Source organism: Nonomuraea rubra (genome assembly GCF_014207985.1).
In the GTDB taxonomy this organism is placed as follows: Bacteria; Actinomycetota; Actinomycetes; order Streptosporangiales; family Streptosporangiaceae; genus Nonomuraea; species Nonomuraea rubra.
Genome location: NZ_JACHMI010000001.1, coordinates 9,762,026 through 9,776,831 on the forward strand (window position 1 = coordinate 9,762,026; position 14,806 = coordinate 9,776,831).

General features: G+C 71.3%; 12 protein-coding genes. 5 read left to right on the forward strand and 7 right to left on the reverse strand.

From position 1 onward, the window contains the following. Positions 1-131 precede the first annotated feature (131 nt). Positions 132-3,362, reverse strand: a complete 3,231-nt coding sequence (locus HD593_RS44420) for a DUF7402 domain-containing protein (RefSeq protein WP_185108842.1) — start codon at positions 3,360-3,362, stop codon at positions 132-134. Further along, on the reverse strand, positions 3,359-4,747 hold the full coding sequence (locus HD593_RS44425) for a glycoside hydrolase family 43 protein (protein WP_185108843.1): 1,389 nt from the start codon (positions 4,745-4,747) through the stop codon (positions 3,359-3,361). The genes HD593_RS44420 and HD593_RS44425 overlap by 4 nt, the downstream gene beginning before the upstream one ends. 300 nt (positions 4,748-5,047) lie before the next feature. Between HD593_RS44425 and HD593_RS44430 the strand changes: the two genes are divergently transcribed. Together HD593_RS44430 and HD593_RS44435 are read left to right on the forward strand one after the other, a co-directional pair. Next, on the forward strand, positions 5,048-5,839 hold the full coding sequence (locus HD593_RS44430) for a dioxygenase family protein (RefSeq protein ID WP_185108846.1): 792 nt from the start codon (positions 5,048-5,050) through the stop codon (positions 5,837-5,839). A 109-nt stretch (positions 5,840-5,948) separates the two neighbouring features. Then, positions 5,949-6,803, forward strand: a complete 855-nt coding sequence (locus tag HD593_RS44435) for an intradiol ring-cleavage dioxygenase (RefSeq protein WP_185108848.1) — start codon at positions 5,949-5,951, stop codon at positions 6,801-6,803. On the opposite strand, the gene HD593_RS44440 is transcribed toward HD593_RS44435, so the two are convergent. Next, positions 6,800-8,767 carry a GTP-binding protein gene (locus HD593_RS44440; protein WP_185108850.1) on the reverse strand — a complete coding sequence of 656 codons (1,968 nt, stop codon included), beginning with the start codon at positions 8,765-8,767 and terminating at the stop codon, positions 6,800-6,802. The two genes, HD593_RS44435 and HD593_RS44440, sit on opposite strands and share 4 nt — an antisense overlap. Positions 8,768-8,948: 181 nt before the next feature. On the opposite strand from HD593_RS44440, the gene HD593_RS60710 reads away from it, so the two are divergent. The 3 genes from HD593_RS60710 to HD593_RS44455 all read left to right on the forward strand — a co-directional run bounded on the left by HD593_RS60710 (position 8,949) and on the right by HD593_RS44455 (position 11,257). Then, entirely contained in the window at positions 8,949-9,305 is a 357-nt protein-coding gene (locus HD593_RS60710; RefSeq protein ID WP_221525300.1) for a hypothetical protein, read from the forward strand. A 102-nt stretch (positions 9,306-9,407) separates the two neighbouring features. Then, a complete protein-coding gene (locus HD593_RS44450) occupies positions 9,408-10,013 on the forward strand; it encodes a TetR/AcrR family transcriptional regulator (RefSeq protein ID WP_246547054.1) in 606 nt (201 codons plus the stop codon). Next, positions 10,010-11,257, forward strand: coding sequence for an FAD-dependent oxidoreductase (locus HD593_RS44455; RefSeq protein ID WP_185108852.1), 1,248 nt, complete (start codon positions 10,010-10,012; stop codon positions 11,255-11,257). The genes HD593_RS44450 and HD593_RS44455 overlap by 4 nt, the downstream gene beginning before the upstream one ends. Here HD593_RS44455 and HD593_RS44460 read toward each other — a convergent pair whose 3' ends face one another. Genes HD593_RS44460 through HD593_RS44470 form a run of 4 tightly spaced genes read right to left on the reverse strand, consistent with a single transcriptional unit; the run spans position 11,258 to position 14,776 of the window. Next, complete coding sequence (locus HD593_RS44460; RefSeq protein WP_185108854.1) at positions 11,258-11,398, reverse strand: hypothetical protein; 141 nt, start codon at positions 11,396-11,398, stop codon at positions 11,258-11,260. Next, positions 11,376-11,510 (reverse strand): hypothetical protein, encoded by a 135-nt coding sequence (locus HD593_RS63930; protein WP_281402507.1) that lies wholly within the window; start codon positions 11,508-11,510, stop codon positions 11,376-11,378. The genes HD593_RS44460 and HD593_RS63930 overlap by 23 nt, the downstream gene beginning before the upstream one ends. Before the next feature lie 56 nt (positions 11,511-11,566). After that, positions 11,567-14,056, reverse strand: a complete 2,490-nt coding sequence (locus tag HD593_RS64780; RefSeq protein ID WP_185108856.1) for a PEP/pyruvate-binding domain-containing protein — start codon at positions 14,054-14,056, stop codon at positions 11,567-11,569. 3 nt (positions 14,057-14,059) lie between these two features. Continuing rightward, on the reverse strand, positions 14,060-14,776 hold the full coding sequence (locus HD593_RS44470) for a TetR/AcrR family transcriptional regulator (RefSeq protein ID WP_185108858.1): 717 nt from the start codon (positions 14,774-14,776) through the stop codon (positions 14,060-14,062). Positions 14,777-14,806 lie beyond the last annotated feature (30 nt).

Consider the following 14,806-nt stretch of genomic DNA (forward strand, 5'->3'; position numbering starts at 1 on the left):
AGTTGTGACAGCAGCTTGCCTGACTCTGCCGCGCTCCGTCACTAAAAGTGAGAAAGTAACTACTGCTGATGGACGTGATGGTGCGCCCGAGCCGTGGGTGACGTCAAGCTCGGGCGCGACTCCTCGGCGGCTCAGGTTCCGTAGGCCTTGACCTCCAGCAGGCCGACGGAGCTGGTGCCGTTCCCGGTGAGCAGCACCCTCAGGCGGGTGGTGCTCGTGGCGGTGAAGGTGACGGAGTTGTAGGCGTTCTTGGTCAGCGAGTACGCCGACGCGCCCGGCACGTCCACGTACGCGCTGCCGTTCCAGTACTGCAGCTTCCACGACGCGGGCATGTCGATGCCCTGGTCGTCGTCGAAGAAGTACACCTCGGCCCGGTTGAGCGTGCGGGCCGAGGACCAGGTCAGGTCCACCCACTGCTGCCCGGTCTCCGGCCAGCAGCCCCAGCGCGGGTTGACGGTGTCGTTGGAGGACGGCGGGTCGATGCCGTCGTTGACCGCGGCCACGCTCTCCCAGGAGGAGGTGTAGGACGCGCTCGCCGTGGCCGACGCCGCCAGGTTCGACGGCGGCTGGACGCCGCCCCGGTTGTGCACCTTGATCTCGGTGAGGCCGGTCCTGGCGCCGGACGCGGCCGTGGCCAGCACCCGCACCCGCTGCGCGGTGACGGCGGGGAACTGCACCACGTTGTAGTTGGCGCGCGGCGCGGCCGGCGTCTTGGCCTGGGAGGGCACGCTGACCCAGGCGCTGCCGTTGTGGTACTGGACGTCGTAGGAGGCCGGGGCCCGGTAGGTGGAGCTGGCAGGACGGCTGTCCTTGAAGTAGAGCCGCACCTCGTTGAGCGTGCGGGCGGTGCCGAAGTTGAGCTCGTACCAGTCCTGTCCGGCGGTGGTGCCGCCCCAGAACGGCTCGTTGATCGGGTAGCCGTCGACGGCGCCCCCGGTGGAGCTGCCCGAGGCGGTGGTGGAGGCCGTGGCGGTGGCGCCGGCGGCGAGGTTCGTCAGGTTGGCGGTGAGGTCGACGCCGGCCTTGGCCAGCATGTCGACCATGCGGGCGCTGGTGTGGCTGACCTGGGCCGGAGCCTGCAGGCCGGGGACGGCGACGTTGTGGGTGACGGTTCCGGTCGTGGTGACGGCGCCGGTGGCCGGGTCCCAGGTGAACGGCACCAGCGTCGACACGGTGGCGGCGCGGCTGCCGTTGACGTAGATCGAGTAACCCTCGGGCACGCCTGGGTAGCGGGCGACGCCGTCGGCCGGGTCGTCCCACACGATGGTCAGGTCGGCGTTGCGGTAGCGCAGGTTGTTGACGGTGAAGTGGGACCAGCCGATGTTGATCGGCGAGAGCTCCACCTTGGCGTCGTTGCGCGGCCGCAGCCCGGCGACGTCCTCGACGACGGTCCAGTTGCTGCTGCCCAGGATGTTGTGGTGGATCCAGGAGCGGTAGGTGATCGAGGAGCCGTTCCAGTCGGCCCAGAACTCGTTGGCGTCGGGCCACTGGGTGTTGCCGCCCACGTACTGCGCCCAGGCGTTCCAGTAGAGCAGCTTCTTGTACCAGGTCGGGTCGATCCACTCGTTGGGGTAGTTGCGCAGCACCGAGGAGAGCAGGCGGAACTGCACGGTCGAGTTGATCGTGGAGAAGTTGTTGCTGCCGGTGCCGGAGGCCGCCTTGTCGGCCTGGTTGGCGGTGTAGAAGGGGAAGATCGGGTACTGCGCCGGGTCGTCGAACAGGCGCAGGGCCTGCTTGTAGGTGGCCGTGTTGGGGATCGCGCCGACGGCGAACGGGTAGTAGTTGTTGATCTCCTTCCACGGCACCCACTCGTTGGTGGACTTCAGCCGGTGCTCGAAGAGCTGCCTGCCCGGGTTCCACAACACGCCGACGATGGCGTTCTGGATCTGGGTGGCCAGGGTGCGCAGCTCGGTGGCCTTGGCGGTGTTGCCGATGGCCTCGTACGCCTGGGCGGCGGCCAGCGCGCCGCTGTACTGGTAGGCGGACTCGGCCCGGTCCATGCGGCCCGGCTTCCAGTGGAACGACACGGCGTCGGCGTCGTTGCCGGTCAGGGCGCCCCAGTCGTACTCGATGAGCTTGTTGTTGTCGGTGTCGTAGTAGGCGAGCTGCCCCTTGACGTCCTGCTCGGCGTAGCGGGCCAGGTTGGCGGCGATGGCGGGCTGGCCGCCGTGGATCTGGTAGCTCTTCCAGGCCGCCTCGCCGATGTACTGCGTGTAGCTGTTCGACCAGTTCTCCGGGTCGCCGGGGTTGTCGAGGAAGCGGCCGTTCTTGGAGGTCTGGCCGACGCTCAGCCAGTCGCCGTAGGCGTAGATCGGGTTGCGCAGGTACTTCAGGTCGTCGATGTGCATGGGCTGGGTCAGCGCGATCGCGTTGTTGTAGCCCAGCACGCCCTCGGTGGAGGTGGGGAACTGGAAGGTCTGCCCGGGGATGTCGGCGTCGAGGTGGTTGAAGCGCATCAGCCACCAGCGGTAGTAGATGTTCTTCTTGATGGCCGGCTCGGGCACGTCGATGTAGGGCACGTTCTCGGCCCACCAGCGGTTGTAGGCGCGCACGTGGGTGGCGAACGCGGTGGCGGCCGAGTAGCCGGCGTAGGCGTCGTACTCGGTGCGGGAGGCCGGGAGCTCGTTGGTCACGAAGCCCATGACGACCTTGACGGTCACCGTGGCGCCGGCGGCGATGGTGAGCGAGCGGTTGAGGCCGCCGCTGGAGACCGCGCAGCCGTCGCAGGTCAGCCGGGGGTAGAGGGTGGTGAGGTTGTTGTAGGCGTTCACCTGGCCGGTCAGCTCGCTGCCGCTGCCGCTGGTCGCGTACGGCGAGGTGGCCCGCAGCTGCAGCGTGGTGGAGGCGGAGCCGCCGTTGGTGATGGCCAGGTTGGCCACGGCCACGTTGTTGTCGGTGATGAACTTCGTCTGGTTGACGGTGATGGAGCCGCTGGTGTGCCGGCTCTTCCAGTGGCTGGGCGCCTGCCAGCGGGAGGCGACCTGCTCGGTGAACGTGCCGGGGCTCAGCGCGACGGTGAAGGCGTGGTTGTTGCTGATGCTCTCCCAGTACGCGGCCTGCCCGGCGAAGCCCAGCGTGCCGGGCGTGTGCGTCTTCATGAACAGCGCCCGGCCGCGCGTCATGAGCCAGGTGCCCGCCGGATCGTTGCCGGAGCGGGCCAGCAGGCGGTCCATCCAGAAGTCGGTGCCGGAGCTCTCGGCGTCGTAGATGGCCCGCATGTAGTCGCCGGTCGTGTACGAGCCGGGCGGCGCGGGGATCGCCGGGCCGCTGAAGGAGGGGTAGCCGATGGTCTGGTCGGCGTACGCGGCGGGGGCCGTCACCAGGCCCGCGACGAGGAGCAGGGCTAACAGGGCACGCCTCATGAGAAGGCTCTCCATTCGAGCACGCCGGTCGAGTAGCCGGATCTGGAGGTGATGTTCAGGCGCAGGCGGGTCGTGCTGACGGGGGTGAACGTCGTGGCGTTGAACGTGTTGGCCGCCACGCCGCAGCCGGACGCGCCGGGCACGGCGACGTAGGCGCTGCCGTTCCAGTACTGGACCTGGCAGGAGGCCGGCAGGTCGATACCCTGGTCGTCGTCGAACCAGTACACCTCCGACCTGCGGATGGTCTGCGCCGTGGGCCACTGGTACTCGATCCACTCGGTGCCCTGGTGGTTCCAGTTGCCGTAGGCGCCGTGGCTGTGGTCCTGCGAGCTGGCGGGGGTGTAGCCGTCCTTGATCGCGCCGAGGGTCTCCCAGGGGGAGACGTAGGAGGTGGACGGGGTGGCGGTGGCGGCCAGGTTGCCCGGGCTCACCGGGCCGCCGGTCTGGACGACCTTCTGCATGGTGCCGTCGGCGTTGAAGGTGAGCTTGTCGAGGGTCACCGAGCGGCGGAAGTTGCCCCCGCCGGGGGCCGCGGCGTTGTGGTACACCATGTACCACTGGCCCTTGAACTCGATGATCGCCGGGTGGTTCGTGGTGGAGCTGACCTGGTCCAGTACGACGCCGCGGTGCGTCCACGGGCCCAGCGGGCTGCTCGCGGTGGCGTAGCGGACGCACGCGTAGCCGGGCTGGGAGCAGCCCGAGTCGTTGGCGGCGTAGGCGAGGTAGTAGACGCCGTTGCGCTTGAACAGCCAGGGCGCCTCCCAGAAGTTCGACACGCCGCTCGGGGTGATCACCGAGCCGACGGTCGAGGTCATGGAGGCGTTGAGCCGGACGGCGCGCAGGCCGTAGTAGGAGCCCCAGTACAGGTAGACCTGGCCGTCGTCGTCGGTGAAGACGGTGGGGTCGATGTTCAGCGGGGAGGAGTTCGGGGTGCTGTCGCTGATCAGCGGGCCGCCGATGGCGTCGGTGAACGGGCCCGTGGGGCTGTTGCCGACGGCCACGCCGATGTTCATCCAGCCGGGGCCGTTGCCGTTGATCGAGGTGAACCAGTAGTAGCGGCCGTCGGCGCCGCGCTCGACCTCGCTCGCCCAGGCGTCCGCGCCCGCCCAGGAGAAGTTCGAGATCGACAGCTTCGCGCCCTGGTCGGTGAAGGTGGCGGCGTCGGTGGAGCTGAAGACGTGCCAGTCGCGCATGACGAAGTTGGTGCCGCCGGTCGGGGCCTCGTCGTGGCCGGTGTAGAGGTACAGGGTGTCGCCCACGACCAGCGCGGCCGGGTCGGCCGTGTAGATCGCGGTGGTGATCGGCGCGCCCGCCAGCGCGGGTCGCACGTCGGTGAGGAGGAGCAGGAGTGCCGCGGCGATGGCCGCCGCCCATCGTCGTCTCATGTGTTCGCCCCTTACGGAATGTGAGCGTTAACATTGATGACTCGGGACAACCTGAAAGGTTTTCGGGAAAGTAGACCGGCCACCTGAGGGCTGTCAATCACCGCCTGCAACCCGCTGCACTGCCGCTGACGTGCAGGATTGGAAATCCGTCACTGCTGATCAGCCAGCGAACGCTTGGTTACAGTTCCGTATCGACCGAAAAGGATTTCGCTCACCTCGACACGTACTCCGGCCTGCGCGGAAAATCCCCCCGGGCGTGAGATGTTCCGAGAAGTAGCTCCTGACCTTTGAGGATCTTCCGTGGGACACGATCACGAGCGCCGGCGGGTCAGCCGCCGGCGGATGATCACCGGGATCGGCTCGCTCGGGCTCGGCGGCCTGTTCACCGCCGGCGCGCACGCCACGTCCGAGCCCGACACGTACGCCAAGGCCGACGCCCTGTTCGCCGAGGCCCGGACCTGCACCCTGACGCCCAGCGCGCAGCAGGGCCCCTACTACTTCGAGACACGCGCGCTGCGCAGCGACATCCGCGAGGACCGGGCCGGCGTGCGGCTCCGCCTGGCGATCAAGGTGCAGGACGGCGACACGTGCCGCCCGCTGCCCGGATCGGTGGTCGAGATCTGGCACTGCGACGCGGCCGGGCTCTACTCGGGCGCCGAGGCGGAGTCGCGGGAGGCGCTGAGCGGCGGCGACGACGACGGCAAGACCACGATCAGCGCCGGGGAGAAGTTCACCGACATGCGGCCGTCGGACGGCCGGCGCTACCTGCGCGGCGCCCAGGTCGCCGGCCCCGACGGCGTCGTCAGGTTCACCACCATCTGGCCGGGCTGGTACCCGGGCCGCACGGTGCACATCCACGTGATGGTGGTGGTGGGCGGGAACCGGGCGCTCTGCACCGAGCTCATGTTCGACGAGGCGTACAACAGGAAGGTGCTGGCGCTGCCGCCGTACCGGGGGCACGAGCAGCCGCGTGACACGTTCAACGGCAACGACCCCATCCACGAGGACGGCATGCTGACCCACGTCACCGAGGACGGCGACGGTTTCCTCGCCGTCATCGTCCTGTCCGCCGACCCCGACCAGCCGCACTAGACAGATCTTCTGTTCCTCATGAGAACTTCATCCTCGGCAAAGGCCCGGGTAAGAGGCCCCGGCCTACGGTGTGGTCCCAGACAATTCTGGACACACTGGAGGATTCTCAGTGGGACACGACCACGAAGGCCAGCGGGTCAGCCGCCGGCGCCTGTTCGCGGGCATCAGCTCGATCGGGCTCGGCACCCTGCTGGCCGCCTGCTCCGGCTCGGGCCCGTCGGCCGTCACCACGTCCACGGGCGCGACCGTGACGCCGCAGGCCACCACGGCCACGACCGGTGACCTGGCCGCGCTCTTCGAGGGCGCGGGCACGTGCAAGCTGACCGCCAGTACCACGCAGGGCCCGTACTACTTCGACGCCGACAAGGTGCGCGGTGACATCCGCGAGGACCGGCAGGGCGTGCGGCTGCGGGTCGCGATCAAGGTGCAGGACAGCGAGACGTGCGAGCCGCTGAAGAACGCCGTCGTCGAGATCTGGCACTGCGACGCGGCCGGGCTCTACTCGGGCGCCGAGTCGATGTCGACCGGCGGGGGCGGCAACCCGCCGGCGGGCGGCGCGCCCACGGGTCCCCCGCCGAGCGGCGGCGGCCGGGAGGACGGCTCGATGGACCTGACGCCCGTGGACGACCAGCGTTACCTGCGGGGCGCGCAGGTCACCAACGCCGAGGGCATCGTCGAGTTCACCACCATCTGGCCCGGCTGGTACCGGGGGCGCACGATCCACATCCACGCCATGGTGCACGTCAGCAACGAGCGGGTGCTGACCACGCAGTTCATGTTCGACGAGGAGCTGAACAGCGTGGTCATGGCCAGGGCGCCCTACTCCGCGCGCACCGGGCGCGACACGTTCAACGACGGCGACGGCATCTACCAGGACGGCATGCTGATGAAGGTCGCCCAGGAGGGCGACGGCTACGTGGGCGCCATCGTCCTGGCCGCCGACTCCGACCGGGACGGCGGCTAGACCCGCCGGACCACGTGCAGCAGGTACTCCTTCCTGTCGAGCGGGTTGTGGTCGGTGCGCGGGCGCTCGGGGATCGGGCCGCGTACCGGCTCGTACCGGTCGAAGCCGCACTCCAGCACGCCCTCGCCCCTGGTCAGCCCCGGCAGCCGCCGCTCCAGCCCGTGCACCCGGGCGGCCGGGATCTCCCCCTCCACCACGGACTCCAGCCGGGTGCGCGGGATCGCGCCCAGCCCGGCCAGGACGGGCAGCACCGGGCCCAGCGTGTCGGGCGGCAGCTCCAGGCGGAAGCGGTGCAGCGGCTCGTACACCGTGGTGCCCGCCCGCCGCAACGCGGTCATCAGCACCAGCGGGACCAGGTTGCGGAAGTCGCCGGCGGTGCTCGACATGCTCTTGTCGAACGAGCCGTGCGCGTGGCTCTGCCTGGCGTAGTAGCCCGAATGGGTCAGCGTGACCACGCAGTCCAGCACCTCCCAGCCGTGCAGGCCCTGCTTGAGCGTCTCGTGCACGGTCTCCTCGATCGTGCGCATGAACGCGTACGGCAGCGAGCCCAGCTCCACCTCCAGCCGGAACCGCACCCCGCTGCCGATCGGCCCCGGCTCCACGCGCAGGCCGACCGTGGCCAGGAACGGGTTGGGGGCCACGGAGATCACCTCGACGGCGGCGCCGGTGCCCGAGGGGCGTTCGACGCAGATCGTGGTGGTCTCGCGGAAGGTGACGTCGAGGCCGAAGTCGGTGGCCAGGGTGGCCTGGATGACCTCCTTCTGGACCTCGCCGTAGAGGGAGACCGAGACCTCCTGGCGCAGGTCGTCCTGGCGCAGGTCGATCAGCGGGTCCTGCTCGGCGAGCTGGGTCAGCGCCAGGTGCAGCGCTCCCCTGTCGGCGGGGCGGCCAGGGACCACGACGGTCTCCAGGGTGGGCGGCGCGAAGTGCGGCTCCAGGCCCCTGTCCGGGTGGCCGATGGTGTCACCGATGCGGACGTCGGCCAGGCCCCAGAGGCGGGCGATGCGACCGGCCGTCACCTCCTGCCGCCGCACCGACGTGCCGCCGTCGAACACGCTGATCGCCGTGACCTTGCCCGCCCGGCCGGGGCCGAAGCTCAGCCGGTCGCGGGTGCGCAGCGTGCCGCCGAACATCCGCGCGTACGCGACCTTCTCCCCCGCCGGCCCTCGCTCGACCTTGAAGACGGTCCCCGACACCGGCCCCTCCGGGTCGTCCTGGGCGGCGGGCAGCAACTCCTCGATGCCAGCCATCAGCGCCTCCACCCCGGCCCCCGTGATGGCCGAGCCGAAGAACACCGGATGCGCCAGCGCCCGCCCGGTCTGGGCGGCGAGCTCGGCGCGCAGCCGGGGGTAGGTGAGGGAGCCCTCGTCGTGCACGTACGCGGCCAGCAGCGCGTCCTCCTGGGCGGCGAGCACGTCCACCAGGCTCGTCGCGAAGGCTGCCTGGCCGTCGAACGGGGTGAACGCGGCGCCGGGCGTGCCGAGGCCGGTGGCCTCGCCCATGGCGACCGCCCCGGGGGACAGCCGGTCGGTGATCTCGCGCAGCACGCCGTCGTACCGGGCGCCCCGGCGGTCGATCTTGTTGACGAAGATCAGCGTGGGCAGGCCGAGGCGGCGCAGCGTACGCATGAGCACGCGGGTCTGCGCCTGCACGCCCTCCACCGCGGAGACCACCAGGACGGCGCCGTCGAGCACGCTGAGCACCCGCTCGACCTCGGCGATGAAGTCGGGGTGGCCCGGCGTGTCGATCAGGTTGACCGTGGTGCCGCCGATGGCGAACGAGACGACCGCGGATTTGATGGTGATGCCACGCTGGCGCTCCAGGGCCAGCGAGTCGGTCTGGGTGTTGCCCTCGTCGACGCTGCCGACCTCGTCGATCACTCCGGCGGCGTGCAGCAGCCGCTCGGTCAGGCTGGTCTTACCGGCGTCTACATGCGCCAAGATCCCCAAATTGAGCATTCGCACCGAACGTCATGTCCTCTGATTGGCTGACTCCTTCTGTCTCGTGGGACACGACAGTTGCCCGCATCTTCCTGCTCCTCTGCTCGTCCGGAACCGGGGACAGGACACCAGAGCGGCTCCCCGCGTAGCAACCCATTTACCGGGGGCTAGGGTGATACACCGTTCACGACGAGAGGAAGATCCGGTGAACGATAGCGGCGGACTGGCCGTCCCCGAGGTGATGGAGACTCCGGGCCGGACCGCGCCGCAGGCCAGCGGGATGCTGCGGTGGCTGCTGAAGCACCGGGTGCAGCCGGTCGGCCCGGAGACGGCCGAGGGCCACGCCGCGCCGAACGCCATCGCCGCCGTCCTGCTCGCCCTGCGCGACGCCACCGGGGTGCGGCCGCACTGCTACTTCGAGTGGGCGGAGGGGGCGCCGCTGATGCACATGTTCCGGTACCTCATCCTGGGGCGCGGTGACACGGCTCCGGTCGTACGCGAGATCGTCCGCGCCGCCGAGCCCGACCCCGCGCGCCGCCCCGGCATCCACGTCGGCGGCTGACCCCGCCCGGCGGCCCGGCATCCACGTCGGCGGCTGACCGGACCCCTCGCACCCCTGCCACCGCTCCGCGCGGCGCTCGGACATGAGCTAGAGTTTGGACAGTTGCCCAAGTCGAACGCCCAAGAGGAGCACATGGCCCACCTCTCCGCCGAACGCGGCAAAGCCACCCGCCAGCGGCTGCTCGACGCGGCCGTCGCCCTCGTCCCCGAGGTCGGCTGGGGCAGCGTCACCACCCGGCTCGTCGCCGAACGGGCCGGGGTGGCGCCCGGCGTGGTCCACTACCACTTCGCCTCGGTCACGGACCTGCTCGTCGCCGCCGGCCTCGGCTTCACCGCCGGCCTGCTCGACCTGCTCGCCACGGAGCTGACCGCGCGGGAGGACGTCGGCGAGGCCGTCGACTGGCTGCTGGCCGAGCTGTCGCGCTACAGCGGCACCGACCCGGCCTCGCTGCTGGTGGTCGAGATGTTCCTGGCCGCCACGCGGCTGCCCGAGCTGCGCGAAGGGCTCGGGCAGCAGGTCGGCCGGTTCCGCTCCACGGTGGCGTCCTGGCTGGTCGCGCGCGGTTACCGGGGGGATCCGGCCGCGGCGGCGGCGATGCTGGCGGCCTCGGTGGACGGGATCATGCTGCACCGCGCGCTCGACCCCGGCCTCGACCCGGCCGCGCTGGGCGGGCTGCTGCGGGCCATGCTCGGGAAGGGAGCATCGTGAGGATCGTGATCTGCGGCGCCGGCATCGCCGGCCTGACGCTGGCCTGGCACCTCGAACGCGCCGGGTGGGAGGTGGAGCTGGTCGAGCGGGCGCCGGCGTTCCGCGACGGCGGCTACATGATCGACTTCTACGGCCCCGGCTTCCAGGTCGCCGAGCGCATGGGGCTGCGGCCCCGGCTGCTGCGCGACCGCTACCCGGTCGACGAGCTCAGCTACGTCGGCCGCGACGGGCGCCAGACCAGCCACCTGAAGCTGAGCTCGGGGCTGGAGGACGTCTACAGCCTGCTGCGGGGGGACCTGGCGCGGGCCATCGCCGACGACGTACGCGCGCCCGTCACGTACGGCACCACCGTCGAGAGCGCCGAGCAGCACGCCGACGGGGTGACGGTACGGCTGACCGACGGCACCACCCGCGAGGCGGACCTGCTCGCCGGCGCCGACGGGGCCCGCTCCCGGGTGCGGTCGCTGGCCTTCGGCGAGGTCACGCCGCGCTACCTCGGGCACCAGGTGGCGGCCTACGTCGTGACGGACGCGGAGCTGAGCCGCCAGGTCGGGACGCGCTACCAGATGCTCACCAAGCCGGGGCTGATGGCCGGCGCCTACGCGCTGCGCGACGACCGGCTCGCCCTGCTGTTCCTGCGCCGCGAGCCGGACCCCGCCCTGCCCGCCGACCCGGCCGCCACCCTGCGCCACCACTTCGGCGGGCTCGGCTGGATCCTGCCCTCGGTGCTGGAGCGGGTCCCCGGCCCCGCCGGGCTCTACTACGACCTGGTGACGCAGGTGGAGCTGGAACGCTGGCACCGCGGCCGGATCGTGCTCCTGGGCGACGCCTGCCAGGCGGTGTCGCTGTTCGCCGGGCATGGGGCCAGCATGGCGATGGCGGCGTCCTGGATCCTGGCCGACGAGCTGACCACGGCCCACGACACCCCGGGGCCCCTGCCCGGCACCGCTGACACGCCCGGACACCTGCCCGGCACCTCTGAGATACCCGGGCACCTGGCCGACGCCCTCGCCCGCTACCAGGCCCGGATGGCCCCGGCCATCGCCGAGGTGCAGGCCTTCGGGCGGCGATCCATCCAGTGGATCGCCCCTTCGAACCGGTGGCGCATCCTCGCCCGCGACCTGATCTTCCGGCTGGCCACCCTGCCCGGCGCCGACCGCCTGTTCGTCAACTCCCTGAGCCCCGGCGGCCACAACCTCATCAGCCCCCGCTCGGACGTCCTGGAGACCGTACGCCGCGACTGATCACCCCCACCGGCGGAGGACGCCGTACGGGAAGCCGCCCCGTCGCGGCTCGAACCCCCGTACGGCGCCCAGCCGGCGTTCGGCCTCGGCTACCAGCGGCGGCGGCAGCTCGGCCCGCTCACGCCGCGGAGTCCTCCTCATCCTCGATCTCGTCCCCACCGTCACCGCGGTCCAGCGTCTGCTTGGCGGCCCTGAACCGGGCGCAGCGCGCCTCCAGCTCCCGTTCGTCTTCCAGGATCCACTGTTCGATCATGATCAATGAAGTGATCACAGACGAGCCGGCGAGCGGGCCGACTTGACGCGAACTTTTCACCCCAGCAACTCGACCGTGCCCCGCTCCCCGTCCACCCTGATCCGATCCCCGTCGCGCACCCGCATGGTGGCGTTGCCGGTGCCGACCACGGCCGGGATGCCCAGCTCGCGGGCCACGATGGAGGCGTGCGAGAGCGGCGCCCCCATGTCGGTGACCACGGCCGCGGCGCGCGGGAACATCGGGGTCCAGCCCACGTTCGTCAGCGTCGTGACGAGGATCTCGCCCGGCTTGAGCCGCTCGCCGTCCTCCGGCCCCGAGAGCACCCGGGCGGTGCCCTCCACCACGCCCGGCGCGCCGGGGAAGCCGGTGACGGTGTCGCTGACCGGCGCGGACGCGCCGCGCGCGTCGTAGAGGTCGGCCCGCCTGGCGGGGTCGGCCGCCCAGCGCTCCGGGTCGAAGCGGCCCACGATCAGCGCCGGGTAGGGCGGCAGCGCGGCGTACCGCTCGTACGTGGCCCGCCGCACCGGCACCCGTTCCAGCGGGGAACGGTCGCCGCGCAGCAGCGCGAGCAGCTCGGGCAGGTACAGGAAGAACACGTCGTCGCCGGCGCCGGTCAGCTCCCCCGCCCGTACGGCGAACGCGCGCAGCACCCAGAACGCCCGGATGTTCTCCGACCGGGCGGTCTCCCGGTCACGGACGACGGCGTTCCACCGCCGCACCCGGTCCCGCATCCGGGCCTCCTTGCCGGGGTAGCGCCGCGCGAAGCGCGCCCACGCCTGCTCCCTGGCCTTGCCCTGCCGTTCCAGCAGCGCCTCGGTGTCGGCCCGCATGTCGCGCAGGCCGGCGAGCTGGGCGTCGATCCACGACGGGTCCTCGCCCGGCCTGGGGATGGAGACCTCGAACTCGTGCGGGCCGCGATGCCCGTACCTGCGGGCGAACTCCTCCCGGGTGATCTCCCCGCGCGCCAGCCTGGACAGGCCCATCACCGGCCCCATGCTGGCCAGCTCGCCGTCGGTGTTGACGCCGGTCAGCATCGCCTCGGCGTCCGTCTCGCCCATCATCCTGCGCAGCCGGTCGCGGGTGTAGACGAGGGTGGCGCCGCCCTGGCGGCCCGCGGCCTCCAGCATCTGGGAGGAGGTGACGAGGTGCGGCCCGATCTCCCGTTCCCACAGCTCGGCCAGCTCGGCGCCCGGCCCGGTCGCGGCGACGCGCGCGCGCAGTTCCTCGCACCTGCGCGGCGAGCCTGCCAGGAACCCGGGCATGTGCCGGAGATGGCGGGCGACGCGGCGCCGCAGGCGGATCGCCATCGGCACGGCCGCCCTGATGAGCCGCCACCGCGACACCGGCACCAGCGGCACCTCCAGGCCGGGCGGCATCCTGCCGAAGACCTGCTCGATCACGCCGAGCCTGCTCTTCATGCCCATGGCGGCGGCGATGGAGTGCACGATGCTCAGGTTCATGTAGAAGCGGCCGCCGATGTTGCCCACCAGGTCGAAGCCGGGCAGCGTGGAGGCGGACATGGCCTCCTCGATGAACCGGCGCACGAACGACCACGTGAGCGGGGTCATCACGTCGGGGATGGCCTCGCCCAGGTTGCCGCCGGTCCACAGGTAGTCGCCCTTGAGGCTGTCGTTCCACTCCTCCAGACGCGGCTTCAGGCCGGTGATCGGGCGGGCCTGCACGATGGCGAACGTGCCCGCGCGCCTGGTCCATTCGACGTCCATGGGCGTGCCGTACAGGTCCTGGACGCGGGTGCCGAGCGCGGCCAGCTCCAGGGCCTGGGCGTCGTCCAGCACGGGCGCGCCGCGCAGCTCATCGGGGACGGCACGCTCCTCGGTGCCGCCGTCGGTGCGTACGGTCATGACGGCCTTGTCGCCGGTGCGCGACGCGGTCACCCGGCCGGCCGACACGGTGATGGTGTCGGGGGTGACCTGGCCGCCCACGACCGCCTCGCCGAGGCCCCACGAGGCGTTGATCACGGTCTCGTCGCGGGCGCCGGTGACGGGGTCGGCGGTGAACATGATGCCCGCCGCGTCGGCGTCCACCAGCGTCTGGACGACCACGGCCAGCGCCACGTCGTCGTGCGGCACGCCGTTCCGGTCGCGGTAGGCGATCGCGCGCGGGTTCCACAGCGAGGCCCAGCAGCGCCTGACCGCGTCGAGCAGGGCGTCGCCCCTGATGTTGAGATAGGTGTCCTGCTGCCCGGCGAACGACATGCCGGGCAGGTCCTCGGCGGTGGCGGACGAGCGCACCGCCACGGGCACGTCGTCGCCGAGCGCCGCGTGCGCCCGCCGGATCTCCTCCGCGAGCTCGCCGGGCACGTCGTGCGCGGCGAACAGCGGCGGGATGCGGGCCGGGTCCTCGGCGGCGGCGCGCAGGATCTCGTCGTGGAACCCGGCCACGAACGCCCGGTAGGCCTCGGTCGTGACGTGGAATCCGCCGGGCACGGGCAGCCCCGCCCCGGCCATCCTGGCCAGGGAGGCGCCCTTGCCGCCCACGGTCGCGAGGTCGGCCGCGGGGTCGTCGAGAGGAAGTACGGCCCTCACTGCTCACGCTCCTTGGAGCCCCAGGGAGGCGTCCAGCTTGCGCCGGGCCACCTCCACAGCGGCGTCGAGAAAATCGAGGGTGGCCCGCGCGACCGCCTCGACGTCGCCCGGGGACATCGGGCGGCCCGTGCTCATGGTGCGCTCGATGGTGTCGGTCACCAGCTCCGCTACCCGCTCGTCGGACGGCCTGGCGTGGTCGGGCAGCGACGTCCGCATGAACAGGAACCCGTAGACGATCGAGCCGACCGTCACCAGGTGGTCGCCGGGGTCCTCGCGAATGGCGCCGCGCTTGACCAGCTCGGCCACGTACGGCTCGAAGGCCGCCCCGGTCTGCAGCCAGCTCGTGCTGCTGCGCTTCTGGCGGGTCAGCTTGCCGAGCACCTGGGAGTCACCGGTCAGCACCGCCTGCAGCAGCGGGCGGCGCAGCAGCGCCCGGGAGAACTCGCCGAACAGCTCGCTCAGCGTGGCCGGCGCCCGATCGCGGACCTCGGCCATCATGCGGACCCGCTCGCGCCGCAGCAACGCGGCGAAGAGCTCGTCGCGGGTCTTCCAGTGCAGGTAGATGGTGCCCTTGGCGACGCCGGCGCGCTGCGCGATGTCGTCGATCGTGGTCTTGTCGTAGCCCCAGCGCAGCACCAGCTCGGCGACGGCGTCGAGGATCCGGTGCGCCCGCTCGATCCGTCGCGCCGGGTCCTGCGGCGGCCGTCCTGCCCTGGCCATGCGTCTCACCTCGTTTGTTTGACTAGATGA

Coding starts and splice junctions, on each gene's coding strand:
- HD593_RS44420 (WP_185108842.1), bottom strand. CDS start 3,362: ATGAGGCGTGCCCTGTTAGCCCTGCTCCTCGTCGCGGGCCTGGTGACG.
- HD593_RS44425 (WP_185108843.1), bottom strand. CDS start 4,747: ATGAGACGACGATGGGCGGCGGCCATCGCCGCGGCACTCCTGCTCCTC.
- HD593_RS44460 (WP_185108854.1), bottom strand. CDS start 11,398: ATGAGGAGGACTCCGCGGCGTGAGCGGGCCGAGCTGCCGCCGCCGCTG.
- HD593_RS63930 (WP_281402507.1), bottom strand. CDS start 11,510: ATGATCGAACAGTGGATCCTGGAAGACGAACGGGAGCTGGAGGCGCGC.
- HD593_RS44470 (WP_185108858.1), bottom strand. CDS start 14,776: ATGGCCAGGGCAGGACGGCCGCCGCAGGACCCGGCGCGACGGATCGAG.